The 14,411-nt window shown below is 37.8% G+C and carries 11 protein-coding genes; 6 read left to right on the top strand and 5 right to left on the bottom strand.

Annotation, left to right across the window (positions count from 1 at the left end; genetic code table 11):
* Positions 1–71: 71 nt before the first annotated feature.
* Positions 72–2,435: a TonB-dependent receptor domain-containing protein gene (locus tag IW22_RS09300; protein ID WP_081873923.1), complete on the top strand. Its 2,364-nt coding sequence runs from the start codon at positions 72–74 to the stop codon at positions 2,433–2,435.
* A 44-nt stretch (positions 2,436–2,479) separates the two neighbouring features.
* Here the strand turns inward: IW22_RS09300 and IW22_RS24350 are convergent, their stop codons facing one another.
* From IW22_RS24350 to IW22_RS09290, 3 genes are all read right to left on the bottom strand, one after another.
* The gene (locus tag IW22_RS24350; protein WP_165571872.1) at positions 2,480–2,641 is read right to left on the bottom strand and encodes a hypothetical protein; all 162 of its coding nucleotides are present in this window, start codon (positions 2,639–2,641) and stop codon (positions 2,480–2,482) included.
* A 230-nt stretch (positions 2,642–2,871) separates the two neighbouring features.
* Positions 2,872–3,369, bottom strand: a complete 498-nt coding sequence (locus tag IW22_RS09295; protein ID WP_034725954.1) for a hypothetical protein — start codon at positions 3,367–3,369, stop codon at positions 2,872–2,874.
* Between the two features lie 115 nt (positions 3,370–3,484).
* Positions 3,485–3,976: a hypothetical protein gene (locus IW22_RS09290; protein WP_034725953.1), complete on the bottom strand. Its 492-nt coding sequence runs from the start codon at positions 3,974–3,976 to the stop codon at positions 3,485–3,487.
* A 299-nt stretch (positions 3,977–4,275) separates the two neighbouring features.
* Here IW22_RS09290 and IW22_RS09285 point away from each other — a divergent pair, with 299 nt between their 5' ends.
* From IW22_RS09285 to IW22_RS09270, 4 genes are all read left to right on the top strand, one after another.
* On the top strand, positions 4,276–5,190 hold the full coding sequence (locus tag IW22_RS09285; RefSeq protein WP_034725951.1) for a dimethylarginine dimethylaminohydrolase family protein: 915 nt from the start codon (positions 4,276–4,278) through the stop codon (positions 5,188–5,190).
* A 70-nt stretch (positions 5,191–5,260) separates the two neighbouring features.
* Entirely contained in the window at positions 5,261–5,677 is a 417-nt protein-coding gene (locus IW22_RS09280) for a four helix bundle protein (protein WP_051891172.1), read from the top strand.
* Between the two features lie 46 nt (positions 5,678–5,723).
* Positions 5,724–6,647: a citrulline utilization hydrolase CtlX gene (ctlX, locus tag IW22_RS09275; protein WP_034725949.1), complete on the top strand. Its 924-nt coding sequence runs from the start codon at positions 5,724–5,726 to the stop codon at positions 6,645–6,647.
* A gap of 137 nt (positions 6,648–6,784) precedes the next feature.
* Positions 6,785–8,539 carry a discoidin domain-containing protein gene (locus tag IW22_RS09270; RefSeq protein WP_034726148.1) on the top strand — a complete coding sequence of 585 codons (1,755 nt, stop codon included), beginning with the start codon at positions 6,785–6,787 and terminating at the stop codon, positions 8,537–8,539.
* A 37-nt stretch (positions 8,540–8,576) separates the two neighbouring features.
* On the opposite strand, the gene IW22_RS09265 is transcribed toward IW22_RS09270, so the two are convergent.
* Complete coding sequence (locus IW22_RS09265) at positions 8,577–9,437, bottom strand: alpha/beta hydrolase (protein ID WP_228384024.1); 861 nt, start codon at positions 9,435–9,437, stop codon at positions 8,577–8,579.
* A 229-nt stretch (positions 9,438–9,666) separates the two neighbouring features.
* Here IW22_RS09265 and IW22_RS09260 point away from each other — a divergent pair, with 229 nt between their 5' ends.
* Positions 9,667–12,000: a TonB-dependent receptor gene (locus IW22_RS09260; RefSeq protein WP_034725945.1), complete on the top strand. Its 2,334-nt coding sequence runs from the start codon at positions 9,667–9,669 to the stop codon at positions 11,998–12,000.
* Positions 12,001–12,088: 88 nt separating this feature from the next.
* On the opposite strand, the gene IW22_RS09255 is transcribed toward IW22_RS09260, so the two are convergent.
* The gene (locus IW22_RS09255) at positions 12,089–14,344 is read right to left on the bottom strand and encodes an outer membrane beta-barrel family protein (protein ID WP_034725943.1); all 2,256 of its coding nucleotides are present in this window, start codon (positions 14,342–14,344) and stop codon (positions 12,089–12,091) included.
* Positions 14,345–14,411 lie beyond the last annotated feature (67 nt).

Here is a 14,411-nt window from a genome sequence, read left to right as displayed (position 1 = left end):
GCGGAATTTAAACTTCAAAACCTTATTTTTTCTTCATCCCACTACTTTTGGTTTCATAAAATTTAAAATTTATGAAAATCAGATTATGGCTTTTCCTGCCGCTTTTATTTATTTTCTGTTTTGGAAAAGGTCAGGAAACAATTAAAGGAAAAGTTTTGGATTCAGAGACAAAAGCAGCGGTTTTTCAGGCTGAAGTTTCTCAGTTTAACAAATCAGATCGGCGCATCATTGAAAAAGTTCTCACAGATTCCTTAGGAGTTTTTCAGTTGAACAACAGAGCTGATAACTCTTATATTGTCATTCAAAAAGACGGGTACGAAAACAAAGAATTGGATAAGACCGGAGATTTTTCTTTGATTGCATTGAAACCGGCAGTCGGAAATATTTCGGAAGTAGTGATCCGTTCAGCAGCCAGAAACATCAAGCTCAATGATGGAAATATCGTCATGAGCGTTTCCGGTAATAAAGACTTTAAAACATCCGCCAATCTTCTTGAGGTTTTAAGAAAAACTCCCGGTGTTTCCATAGATCAGGAAGGAGGCATTTTTATTGGGGGAAGAATTACACCTGCGATATTTATTGACGGGAAACCCGTAGCGATGAGCAGTCAGGAATTACAATCCTATCTTCGTTCATTGCCACCGGAAATGGTAGAGTCTCTTGAAGTGAATGCCAATCCCTCTTCAAAATATGATGCGGAATTTAAAGGCATCATCGATATCAGACTGAAAAGAAACGGAAATCTCGGCTGGAAAGGGAATTACAGTGGAAATACCTATGCAAATAAATTCAGCTACAGGGAAAACTCTTTAAATCTCTCCTACAATACAGAGAAAACAGCATACAGTCTGCAGGCCAACTATAATAACGGGATTTCCACCTATCGTTATAACGCATTGCAGAAACTGGCCAATACCAATATCATGCGAACCAATACGTATCAGGAAGATGAAGGAACGGTATACGGTATTCAGACCGCAGCAGATTTCAGGATGAATGATAAAAACAGGGTGGGTATCAGCTTAAGAGGAAATTTCAGACAAAGTGACCGGTTCCGCTTAGGATCGCTTTATACGACTAACAAAGATGAATCACAGTTGATCTTTAATACCCAAAGCGAAAACCCGACAGAGTATTCCCAGGAAAATTACGGGATCACCGCTGATTATTCATTTCAGAATAAAGGCTTTAAGCTGAACTTTTTAGGAAATTATCTTTCCGTTACAAATAAACAGAATGATGATTTTATAAATAGAGATCAGCCGACTTCTCAACTTTTATCCTACTGGAAATCTGATCTATTGAATAAGATTGACATTCAGACCGTGCAGATTGATGCTTCTCAAAAGATGGGTAATGCAGATCTTGAAGCGGGAATGAAATACAGCCGCTCAGATACAGATAATAATATCCGATACGATACACTGTCTGTCAACAACCGTTTTGTATTTGATCCTGAACGTAGCAACATGTTTTCATATAAAGAGAAAATTTGGGCCGGTTATGTTTCTTACAGACAGAAATTCGGAAAGTTTCAGGTGAATGCAGGGCTGCGGTTTGAGAATACACAAAGTGCTTCAGATGCTGTGACCAGAGATTCCATCGTGTCAAGAAATTATCTTGAATGGCTGCCGTCTTTCAGTACGTCTTATGCATTTAATAAATCTAATGAATTGTCTTTATCCTACAGCAGAAAGATGACAAGGCCTGTGTTTTCACAGTTGAATCCGTTCCGGGTTTATTTCAGTCCGCTCAATTATTGGATCGGGAATCCTTATCTGCAGCCTTCTTTCACCAGCCAGATCAAACTTACATACCGTTATAAGAATTGGGTGACCAGTTTTACCGCAGGTAAAGAAAAAGATGTGATGACCCGTTATCCGCTTTACAACCCGAAAACCAATGTTCTGGAATATCTTGGAACCAATCTTCCATACCGGAAATTTGCCTCAATAGAAACCAGTTTTCCCATAAAACTGACGAAATGGTGGAATATCACCAGCCAGATCGCCGGATATTATAATGATGAATTCAGGCCGTATCTTGATGAGGTTTTTGCCTTAAAAGTATATAATTATGACCTCAGGGTCAACCAGGTTTTTTCTTTGCCGAAAGGATATACAGTTAATCTCTTTGCCAATTATGAATCCAGAACCGGAAACAGCCTCTACATTATAAAGCCAAGATATACGGTGGATCTGTCTTTGCAGAAATCATGGTTTAACAATACCCTGAATACAAAGATCAGTTACAACAATATTTTTGATTCTTACGATCAGCGACTGGAATTCAGGCATAAACAGATCATGGACAATCGTTTAACACATTGGTGGGACAGCAGCCGTTTGATTCTGTCTGTGGGCTACAGTTTTGGAAGTTCTAAGTATCAGACTAAAGAAATCCAGAAAACAGAAGAAGAAAACAGGGCCAGATAGAAAAAGAAAACCTGCTTGTGATAAGCAGGTTTATTGTTTTTTGATTAAGGGCAAACGCAGTTTCCGCAAGTCCAGATCGTGCATTTTCCGTTGTCGTCCCATTCACAGCAGTATCTTGGTCTGTTGATGCCGCCTCCTACGATTGATTTTTGTTGCTCTCTTCCTAATTTTTGTGCGTTTTTCAGCACAGGATTTGTCTTGTTCATGATTTTGATTTTTTGGTGTTAATAATAAAGTTTTAAAATGATAATTCCATTGAAATTATATCACTAATATAGGAAATTATTTTATAAAATTCTTTTTTTTTTGCTTCTTATGTAGATGAAAAATAGTCGGTTGTAGATGAATTAACAGTATAGTTTTTATTGGAAATGATAAAAAATAAACCCTGCTTGCAAAAACAGAGTTTATTATTTTGTTATACTGATCGACTCGCTTAAAGGTTTTGGAGAATGATTTGATAAAGAACATGTGTACCTGAATGAATGGCTTTTAGACGTATTCTGGCTTGTGGTATTGGTACATCTATTTCATTCCCACTATTGGCACCTATTATCTGTCCAACATTGAAGGTATACGTCCTGGAAATTGGAAATCCATTTTGATAAGCAGTCCACATCACCTTTAAATGAAACAGTTCAAAGGTCTGAGCTGTATTCGGACTGGGAGTCGGAGCGGTAAGATAAGTGACAGTTGTTCCATTAACAACATATTTGCTCTCAAGAACAGGGGTTGTCTGCGTAGAACTGTTGGGAGGAGAAATGATGTGTTTATGACGGTCATAGTCCGCTTCTACTTTTATGAGTTCAGGCGGAGGAGCACCAAAACCTGATTGTGCGATATATTTCACACTAAACGAATTCTGAGCAAATAAACCGGTTACTGATACCAATGTTAATAAAATAGTTAAAAAAAGGGTAAGTGTCTTTTTCATAATAATAAGATTTAAATTAATACTGCTAATGTAGTTGCAACTAAGATGTAAAGCTGCTATACTAAGTAAGTGCGTACACTTCAATGATAAGAGATTGACTTTTAATAATTTTGGATTAATAGATTACAGCATTAATATTTATACTATATTCATTATCTCCAATTTTAGTAATTGGATATGAACCCGGATTTAATATTATTTTTTGTAAATTATAATAAGAAGGGAGAGGCAGATTGACATTTTGTTCAATTTCAAAAATATCTTCCACAAGATAGCCATCACTAACAATAACATTCATATTAATTTTGTTATCGCTTAGTGGTAAAATTTTTACTCTAAATAAATCATCACTGACACTAATTGAGTTATACTGATCTAAAGTTGCTTCTTGTAGTTTTGAAGAAGGACAAAAACCGATACTATTGCTGCAACCTTTAATTTTTCTCAATTTAAGCCCGGCATAATATGCTGGACTATACTCTTTAGACATCAATACATGGCTTTCTTGAACTGTATTGTTTGGCTGAATATTCTCCTCTTCTTGGCATGAAATTAACGAGATCGTAGTTCCTAAAATTATCAAGCTGGCTAAAATTAATTTTTTCATAATAATTAAGATTTAAGGTTATAAAATTTTGTTACTGCTAATGTAGTGGTCACCAGAAAGTAAAACCAGTCCAACTAAGTAAGTGCGTACACTTGAGCGGTAAGCGCGTACACCAAAATCATATGTGAGTATCATATGGTGGTATTTTCTGTATTTCTGGTATTATGCGGATAAAATAACTGTAAATAAAACCTTCCTTAGAGTAACCGGAATATTGGATAAAATTATAAGGATAAAGCAATTCAAAAGTTTTCCAGATACAGACCTTTACCTATATTTGTAGTATTGCATAAATCTTTATGAGACTAAACATTAAAAACGAAACGGGCAGGCTGAAATCAGTTGTTCTAGGTCAGCCTAATTCAATGGGAGGCGTTCCCACATTAGAAGAGAGCTATGACGCGAAGTCATATTACTCTATCGAACACAATATGTATCCTAAAGAAGAGGATATCATCAATGAAATGAATGCTTTCGAAGCAGTACTAAAAAAATATGATGTAGAGGTTCTTCGCCCGAGCATTATCAAAGATTACAATCAGGTTTTTTCAAGAGACGTAGCTTTTGTGATTGACGATAAAATGATCATCTCAAATGTGATTGCAGACAGAGCCGACGAGCAGGAAGCCTACAAAAAAGTTTTTGAAAAAGTAGCCTGGAGAAAAATCATCAATCTTCCGGAAACAGCACACATCGAAGGTGGAGACGTTATTGTATGGGACGATTTCCTTTTTATCGGAACGTGCTTCAGCGAAGATTACAGAAACTATAAAACAGCGAGAACCAACGAATACGCTATTGAAATTTTAAAAGAATATTTTCCAAAGAAAAGAATCATCGATCTTGAATTAAAGAAAAATGATAAAATTCCGTTCGAAGGAATTCTGCACCTGGACTGTACCTTCAATCCGGTGGGAAAAGATAAATGTCTTATTTATAAAAACGGATTTGTAGATGAAAGTGATTACCGCCTGATCATTGATATTTTTGGGGAAGAAAACTGTTTCCATCTCAATGACGAAGAAATGTTTGAAATGTTCCCGAATATTTTCTCCATTTCTCCGGACGTTGTGGTATCAGACAAAACATTCACCAGAATGAACAATCACCTGAGAAACGAGTGGGGAATGACCGTAGAAGAAATTCCTTACAGAGAAATCTCTAAAATGGGAGGATTGTTGAGATGTTCTACAATGCCTTTGGTGAGAGAGTAGGAGTGTATTAGAGTTTTAGGGTAGGAGCGTGAGAGTGTTTTGTTTTACGTTTAATTAATAAACTATACATATGTCTACAGTCAGGTTTCATCAGGAATTAAAAGTTTTTCAAAAATCTTTTGAAATAGCACAGCAAATTTATGAACTCTCAAAATCCTTTCCTAAAGAAGAACTCTATTCTCTTACAGACCAGATCAGAAGATCATCAAGATCAGTCTCGGCTAACATCAGCGAAGCTTGGGGAAAAAGGCGATATCAAAAATCTTTTATTGCCAAACTGACAGATTCAGAAGGTGAAGCAAGAGAAACCCAAACATGGCTTCAATTTGCTCTGGCTTGCGAGTACATCAATGATGAACAGTTTGGAAAATTAAATAATGAATATAATCAAATCATCGGAATGTTAGTTACTATGATAGGACAATCAGAAAAATGGTGTTCATTTTCGTCACTCAATAAAGAGGATGAGAATTTGTATCGCGACTGATATACTCTCAAACTCTCGTACACTAACACCCTCAAACTTATAAATAATGCAAACAACAGATACAGTATTAATGATAGAGCCGATTGCATTCGGCTACAACGCTGAAACAGCGGAAAACAACTATTTTCAGGTAGAGCAGAAAGGTTCTGATATTCAATCCAAGGCTTTGGAGGAATTCAACACTTTTGTCGGGAAGCTGAGAAGCAAAGGAGTGAATGTCATCACTATAAAAGATACTCTGGATCCTCATACGCCGGATTCTATTTTTCCGAATAACTGGGTAAGTTTCCATAAAGACGGAAAAGTCGTTCTATATCCGATGTTCGCGTCCAACAGAAGAGTGGAAAGAAGAGAAGATATTCTTGAAACGATAAAAGATCAGGGATTTGAACTGACAGAAATCGATGACTGGTCTTTCCCGGAAACTCAGGGACATTTCCTTGAGGGAACTGGAAGTATGATCTTCGACCATGACAAAAAAATCGCTTACGGTTCAGTTTCTTTAAGACTTGATGAAAAATTATTCAGAGAATTCTGTGAGAAATATGGTTTTACACCCATTGTTTTTCATTCTTACCAAACAGTAGGAACGGAAAGACTTCCTATTTATCACACCAATGTTATGATGTGTGTGGCAGACCAATTTGTGGTGATCTGTTTAGACTGTATCGATGATGAACTGGAAAGAGAAAAAGTGATTGAAACCATCAAAAACTCTGGAAAAGAAATCATTGAAATTTCAGAAGAGCAGATGCAGCAGTTTGCAGGAAATATGCTTCAGGTTCAGAATAAAGACGGACAGAAATTTTTGGTGATGAGCCAGACTGCCTACCAGTCTTTGACCTCTGAGCAGGTAGCCGCTATTGAAAAATACTGTGAGATCATTTACTCAGATCTGAATACCATTGAAGTGAATGGAGGAGGAAGCGCAAGATGTATGCTTGCTGAGGTTTTTCTTCCGAAAAAATAATTGAACAAGACTTTATTAAAATATATTTCCGGCCCTGTCCCAGGGCCGGAATTTTTTTTGACCCGTTTCATTTGTTCAAATTGAGACAAAAGACAAAAAAGTTGCCTAAATTTGTTCATTAAGCAAAAATTATGAAGATGCAGCAGTATTTTTTAGCATTCGCTGTTCTGTTTGGGATGCTCGTAAGTGCCCAGCAGAAAACGTTCTGTAACCCGATTAACATCGATTATGGCTATACACCTTTCGAAGTTTTTTCAAAACAGGGGAAACACCGCGCAACAGCCGATCCTGTGATCGTTAATTTTAAAAATAAATTATTCCTGTTCTCCACTAATCAGGAAGGGTACTGGTACAGCGATGATATGCTGGACTGGAAATTTGTCAAAAGAAAGTTCCTGAGAGACAATAAATACATCCATGATCTGAATGCTCCGGCAGTCTGGGCGATGAAAGATACACTCTATGTGTACGGATCTACCTGGGAACAGGATTTTCCGATCTGGAAAAGTACCAATCCTACCAAAGACGACTGGAAAATTGCTGTTGATACTTTAAAAGTAGGCGCATGGGATCCGGCTTTTCATTATGATGAAGATAAGAACAAATTATATCTGTATTGGGGATCCAGCAACGAATGGCCGTTACTGGGAACTGAAGTGAAAGTGAAAACCCTGCAGTCCGAAGGTTTTACAAAGCCCATTATCAGGCTGAAGCCGGAAGATCACGGTTGGGAAAGATTCGGGGAATATAATGATAATGTTTTCCTTCAGCCCTTTGTGGAAGGAGCCTGGATGACGAAGCATAACGGAAAATATTATATGCAGTACGGTGCTCCGGCTACTGAATTCAGCGGATATTCCGATGGAGTGTATGTCAGTAAAAATCCACTGGAAGGTTTCGAATACCAGCAGCACAATCCTTTTTCCTACAAACCCGGTGGTTTTGCGAGAGGAGCGGGACATGGAGCTACTTTTGAAGATAACTACAAAAACTGGTGGCACATCTCAACCATTTTTATTTCCACTAAAAATAATTTTGAAAGGAGGCTGGGGATCTGGCCTGCCGGATTTGATAAGGATGATGTGATGTACACGAATACGGCGTACGGAGATTATCCAACCTTTCTTCCTCAGTTTGCTCAGGGAAAAGATTTTTCAAAAGGACTTTTTGCAGGATGGATGCTCTTAAATTACAATAAACCCGTTCAGGTTTCCTCTACGTTAGGCGGATATCAGCCGAACTTGGCGGTAGATGAAGATATTAAAACCTATTGGAGTGCAAAAACAGGAAATTCTGGAGAATGGTTTCAGACCGATCTTGGTGAGGTTTCCACCATCAATGCCATTCAAATCAATTATGCAGATCAGGATGCTGAATTTATGGGTAAAACCCTGGGTAAAATGCATCAGTACAAAATCTATGGATCGAATGACGGTAAAAAATGGAATGTGATTGTTGATAAAAGCAAAAATACCAAAGATGTTCCCCACGATTATGTAGAACTGGAAAAACCGGCACAGGCCAGATTCCTGAAAATGGAAAACCTGAAAATGCCTACCGGAAAATTTGCATTAAGCGGATTCAGGGTATTTGGAAAAGGAGCAGGCGAAAAGCCAAAGAAAGTGGAAGGATTTGTTCCTTTAAGATCAGAACCTAAAAAATTCGGTGAAAGAAGAAGCATCTGGATGAAGTGGCAGCAGAACCAGGATGCAGACGGATATGTGATCTATTGGGGTAAATCTCCGGATAAATTATACGGAAGTATCATGGTATATGGAAAGAACGAATATTTCTTCACCGGAGCCGACAGAGCTGACTCTTACTATTTCCAGATCGAAGCTTTCAATGCGAATGGAGTTTCAGAGAGAACGGACGTTGCAAAGTCTGAATAAGATATAGATAAAAACGCTTTGAGAATTTCAAAGCGTTTTATTTTTCCCCATGTTCATTCACAAAAACCGCAATTTTATCAATTAAAAATTGATCATAAGGTGCTTTATCCCAATCCAGATGCCCACCGTTGAATTCATAGCTTTCATGCTGTACTTTATTTTGGCTAAAAACAGAATCCAGTCTTCTTTTTTGAGATAATGGAATAATCTGATCTGTGTTTCCATAATAGGAGAGTGTAGGAGCAGAAGCAGAATCCACCCAGCTGATAGGGCTCGCAAAAGAGGTTGGAGACATTCCGGAAACGACTGCTTTAGGATTCACCAGATAATTTTTAACGAATGAATAATCTGTATATTTTTCAAACCCGGGATCTGACAGATCGGAAGGTCCTACAATATTCACCACAGCTTTTACTCTTTTTTTAGCATCAAAATGGTACGCATAGAGCATTGATAAATGAGCACCGGCACTGTTGCCCAACAGAATGAACTTAGGATGATACTTCAGCTTTTTATCCACATACTGAATCACATTTTCAATATCATCCGTTTGGTTGGGAATCCCGGAACTTGTCGCGGTTGCCAGTCTGTAATTGAGATTCACGAAAATATAATCCGGAAATTTTTTCATCAGCGACAGCGTAAAGAAAGTCAGTTGGGATTTATCCCCGCCCCGCCAGCCTCCGCCATGAATAATCATAAAAACATCTTTCTTTTTTGAAGATTCCTGATGAGGTTGATAAAAATCCAAAATCTGTTCGGAATCATTTCCGTAATAAACGTTCTCTTCTTTCTGGTAAATGATGTCTTTCCCCAGATTCACTGTCTTTTCTTTACAGCTGAAAATAAGAAGCACAAAGGCCAGACATTTCACCAAATGGATCATATAATTTTTCATCAACGGAATAAAAGTTAAAGATTAGACTTTTCTGAATTTAAGATAAGAAATATAAACGATAATTTTCATACAGTGTGTGAGTTATATTTTGAATAGCGATTCAGCGATAAAATTGAAATTTTAGAGTTATCTTAATTTCTGTTTCATATGATTTTAATCAATAAAGGGAATTATTATTTTTACTTAGTATAAATAAAACTATAGATTTGCATCTGAAAAAATTTACTGAATGAAATGTATAGCTACTGCAGTCTTCCTTTTCGGAGGTTTAGGATGGGCACTTGCCCAGAACTCAGGGAATATATCCGGGGTTCTGAAACAGCACAACGGAGAAGTGCTCCGTGAAGCAACCGTGGAACTGGTGGAAATCAACAAGCACACGCTTACCGATCAGGACGGGAAATTCAGCTTTGAACATCTTACCGACGGTGATTATCACATTAAAATCCAGGTGATCGGTTCAGCAGAAAAAACCATTGAAGTGAAGGTGGTACAAAATGAACCTGCTGTAGTCAACTATCAGCTCGAAAAAGAAAATATCTCCGCCATACAGGAAATTACATTGTCTACCGTAACCAACAAGTTTTCTAAAAAGGAAAGCCCGTATGTATCGAAGCTTCCATTAAAAAATATGGAAACTCCACAGGTTTACATCAGTGTTCCTAAAGAACTTATCCAGGAGCAGATTGCCGTGAATCTGGGAAGTATTTCCAAAAACATTCCCGGTGCAGGTATTCCAATGTTGGCCAATCAGGGACGTGTGACGTTTCTTTCCCGCGGATTTACTACGGAGCCTATGGTGAGAAACGGAATTTCAGGTTTTGCGTATACAACCATCGATCCTGCCAATCTTGAAAAAATTGAAGCGATCAAGGGACCTTCTGCCACATTATTCGGTTCTAATCTTTCTACGTACGGAGGGTTATTTAACAGGGTGACAAAGAAACCGTTCAACGGTTTTGGAGGGGAAGTATCTTTCACGGCCGGAAGTTGGAATTATAACAGATTTACAGCGGACGTAAACACAGCCGTGAATAAGGACAAAACAGTTCTTTTCAGATTAAACGGGGCGGCTACTTTTCAAAAGAGTTTCCAGGATCTGGGTTTCAGCAACGCGATTTCTATTGCTCCCTCTATTTCGTATCAGATCAATGACAGACTTTCTCTTTTATTCGATATTGAATACGGTCATGAAAAAGCAACATCTGTTGTAAGATTCAATCCTTTCCTAGGAAGTAATAAAGTACAATCCATCGCAGACATGGGATTCCCATACAACAGACTCTTCGGAAGCAACGGCATTCCTTATGAAACAGAAATGATGAACATTTTTGCCCAGATGAACTATAAAATCTCTGACAGCTGGACTTCCCAGACGCTTGTATCCCGTGCAAAATCTACCATCGATGGCTATATTACCGCTATCAATGGAACGTCAGATACCATGGCAAGATTACAGGTGATGAAAGGAAATACCAATTTCATCGCCACCAATATCCAGCAGAACTTTATCGGAGATTTTCAGATTTTAGGACACCGAAACAGAATGATCGTTGGTTTGGATTATTACAACAATGCCAACAGTTTTGACAGAGTAACGGTAAACGGGGCTCCTTTCGACTTTACAGGAACTGCGCCTTATGCTGTTAATCAGGATGCCATCAATAACCTTGCTGCATCAGGAACTCCAAGAATTGAAAAGAACGGAGATAACAGCTATGCCGTTTATGTATCAGATGTTTTCAATATTACAGACCGTTTTCTGGCGATGGTAAGCTTAAGAGCAGACCGTTATCAGAATATGGGTGTGACCAATATTGCTCAGAATATCACGACCGGAGATTACTGGCAGACGAATTTTTCTCCAAAATTCGGATTGGTGTATGAAGTGGTGAAGGATAAAGTTTCGGTTTTTGGAAATTATATGAACGGATTTACGAACAAAGGCGGATCTGATATTTCCGGAAATACATTTAAACCTGAACAAGCCAATCAAAAGGAATTTGGAGTGAAAGGAGATTTGTTCGGACACAGATTAGTAGGAACCATCAGTTATTATGATATTGATGTTAAGAATATGGTACGTCAGGATCCTGTGAATCCTTTGTTTTCTGTTCAGGACGGAGGTCAGAGAAGCAAAGGTTTCGAAGTGGAATTCACAGCGAATCCTGTAAAAGGGTTTAATATCATCGCAGGATATGCTTACAACGACAGCAAAATGACGAAAGCTGATGCAAAGATAGATGGGTTGCGTCCTGCACTTTCAGGGCCTTCCAATTTATATAATCTTTGGATGAGTTATCAGATGACGGGCGGACAGCTGAAAGGTTTGGGAATCGGTTTCGGGGGAAATAAAGGAAATCATTCTTTCCAAACCAATACGACGACGGCAAAAGTGATTATTCCTGCATACACAACTTTGGATGCTACTTTATTTTATGATCACAAAAACTTCAGAGCAGGAATTAAAGTGAATAATTTAACGAATGAAAAGACCTGGTCTGTAAGATTAACCCCACAAAATCCGACACAGGTTCTGGGAAGCATTGCTTATAAATTTTAACTATATATTTGATTAATCATCAATAAAAACCCGCCGGAAATACCGGCGGGTTACCACAAAAATAGTTAATATGAAGAAAGATAGTCTCTTATCTTGTTCTGCTTTTAATGGCATCTGATGCCCCTTCGATGTCTCTTACTTTTTTCACCTTCTGATTTCCGAAGTTGTACACAATACTAAACGTCATTCCACGTCTGAACTGATCGTTTCTAACATAATTGTAGTTTCCTGATGACTGATAATCTTCAATTTCCACAACATTGGTTCTCAAAACGTCTGTTACGTTAAGTGAAAATGTCCAGTCATTCCAGTTTTTCTTGATGCTTAAATCTAAACTCATCAGGTTTTTCAACATTCCCAGTTCGATCTGCTGTTTGTCTACATAGAAGTAGTTGACTCCCAGAAACCAGGTTTTCTTTTTATCCAGACGGATCGTGTTGTTCGACTGAATCACCATACTGGTAGATTTGGTTTTATTGATATAGGTGTCAAAAACTTGTCCTGTCGTTGGATCCGTATTCAATGTTCCGTTATTGATATTATGCTGAACACCGATATTAAAGTTCGTTGTCAGATACTGCTTGAAAAATGTTTTCTGCATTCCGATCATGGCAGACATTTCCTGCTTGTCGCCGAAGTTGGTTCTGATATACGCTAACTGTCTGTACGCAACACCATCTCTTACAATCTCTCTCTGCAAAGGAACCTGAGTGATGATGTCCTTGAAATACGAGTGGTTTAAGATCAAAAAGTATGAACTTTTAAACATATACGTTAACTCCTGATTATAGGTAGAGGATGACTTTACAAATGGATTGTTCTGAGTATAATTATCTTGGGTAAGAATATTCTTTACCGGATTTAATTCCCAGAAGCTCGGTCTGCGCATTCTGCTTGAAAAGGCATATGAAATATTATTCTTATCGTTAATGGTATAATTGAAGCTTAAATAAGGCAGGAAGTTATTGTAATTTCTTTCAATCTCCTGGTATGGTGCTTCCGTATTCTGAGGATTGTCGGATGTTCCTAAGCTTTTGGTGATTTCATATCTTGCACCTACTTTTCCTGAAAGCTTATCGGAAAATTTCTTTTCAAGGGTTAAATACACCCCATAAATACTTTCATCATAGATAAAGTGATTGAAATCTGGTTTTGTGGCGATAAGATCTCCGTTTCCATTGTAGGAATAGTTGTAATTTTTGGTGTCGTTATCTGTTTTCGTTTTATTAAAGTTTCCGCCCAGAGAAACGGTAAAATCATTTTTAAACTTCTGAATATAATCTACTGTCACTGAAAAGTTATTGATGACCTGAGGAATGTCCTGGGTAATTTTTTGACGTAATAATGAAAAGTCATTTAAAGTTCCCGGAACTAAAGTCCTGTTATCAGAAAACTGAAATCTTCTGTAGTTCAGGTAAGCTGCATTCACATTCAATTTACTTCCAAGAGAGTCTGTTTTTAATTCATAGTTTAAGTTCAGGGAATTGTTGTAATAATGGGCATCTTCTCTATTTTGAGACTTATTTTGTTCAGTTGATTTTAAATTTCCGTCAGTATCGTAATTCCTTAATGTATTCAGTAGATCTACCGTTGAGTCATTACTTTTATTATACCATGAGTTCCAGGTAAGCGCTAAATTACTGTTATCCGTTAGCTGGTAATCGAAGTTTAAATATCCTCCAAGATTTTTATTCGGATCATTGATGTCACCAACGGATTCATTGGAGATTAATTTAGTTCCGTTTTTTAAAACATACGATTGAGCCTGAATATTTTCTCCCGTAAAAATGTTTCCGCTGATTCCCAGTTTATCCTTTCTGTAGTTCAGAGAAAGTGAAGCGCTGGAACCATTGAATTTATTCTGCATATTACTCATTCTCATGTTTCCGTTCAGACCGTCGCTCAGTTTTTTCTTCATCACGATATTGATGATGCCATCTGAAGATTCTACCTGATATTCACTGCCCGGAACGGTAATCACTTCAATTTTCTGAATGTTTTCCGCCGGTGTGCTTTTCAGGAGCTGCACCAGAGATTCTGCATCCATATTGGTTTTTCTTCCGTTGATATAGATGAGAGCGTTATTTTTTCCTGCAATCTTCAGCGTTTTATCATCCGTTGAAGAAAGTAGGGGAGTCTGCTTCAACAGGTCAAAGGTGGTATTTCCTTTGGCCACCGGTGAAGCGGCAACATCATACACAAAACGGTCACTTTGTTTTTTAAAAACCTGCTTCGTCAATGTGATTCCTTCTATAGCTTTTGCTTTTACCGTATCGGATTTCTTTTCCTGTGCAAAAACTACGCTTCCTGAGATAGCTGCTGCCAGTATAATGATCTTTTTCATGATTATCTTATTTAAGTACCGTTGTGGAACGGGTGTGGTTTGTGGTTGTTTATTTTTTGTGGTAGAC

Source organism: Chryseobacterium sp. JM1 (genome assembly GCF_000737715.1).
Taxonomy (GTDB): Bacteria; Bacteroidota; Bacteroidia; order Flavobacteriales; family Weeksellaceae; genus Chryseobacterium.
The sequence above is the reverse complement of the archived record's forward strand: the minus strand, read 5'-3'. Positions and strand labels throughout refer to the sequence as shown.

What these genes read in the sequence shown, in the direction of transcription:
- IW22_RS09300 (WP_081873923.1), top strand. Translation starts at nt 72, where the DNA reads ATGAAAATCAGATTATGGCTTTTCCTGCCGCTTTTATTTATTTTCTGT.
- IW22_RS24350 (WP_165571872.1), bottom strand. Translation starts at nt 2,641, where the DNA reads ATGAACAAGACAAATCCTGTGCTGAAAAACGCACAAAAATTAGGAAGA.
- IW22_RS09295 (WP_034725954.1), bottom strand. Translation starts at nt 3,369, where the DNA reads ATGAAAAAGACACTTACCCTTTTTTTAACTATTTTATTAACATTGGTA.
- IW22_RS09290 (WP_034725953.1), bottom strand. Translation starts at nt 3,976, where the DNA reads ATGAAAAAATTAATTTTAGCCAGCTTGATAATTTTAGGAACTACGATC.
- IW22_RS09285 (WP_034725951.1), top strand. Translation starts at nt 4,276, where the DNA reads ATGAGACTAAACATTAAAAACGAAACGGGCAGGCTGAAATCAGTTGTT.
- IW22_RS09280 (WP_051891172.1), top strand. Translation starts at nt 5,261, where the DNA reads ATGTCTACAGTCAGGTTTCATCAGGAATTAAAAGTTTTTCAAAAATCT.
- ctlX (WP_034725949.1), top strand. Translation starts at nt 5,724, where the DNA reads ATGCAAACAACAGATACAGTATTAATGATAGAGCCGATTGCATTCGGC.
- IW22_RS09270 (WP_034726148.1), top strand. Translation starts at nt 6,785, where the DNA reads ATGCAGCAGTATTTTTTAGCATTCGCTGTTCTGTTTGGGATGCTCGTA.
- IW22_RS09265 (WP_228384024.1), bottom strand. Translation starts at nt 9,437, where the DNA reads ATGAAAAATTATATGATCCATTTGGTGAAATGTCTGGCCTTTGTGCTT.
- IW22_RS09260 (WP_034725945.1), top strand. Translation starts at nt 9,667, where the DNA reads ATGAAATGTATAGCTACTGCAGTCTTCCTTTTCGGAGGTTTAGGATGG.
- IW22_RS09255 (WP_034725943.1), bottom strand. Translation starts at nt 14,344, where the DNA reads ATGAAAAAGATCATTATACTGGCAGCAGCTATCTCAGGAAGCGTAGTT.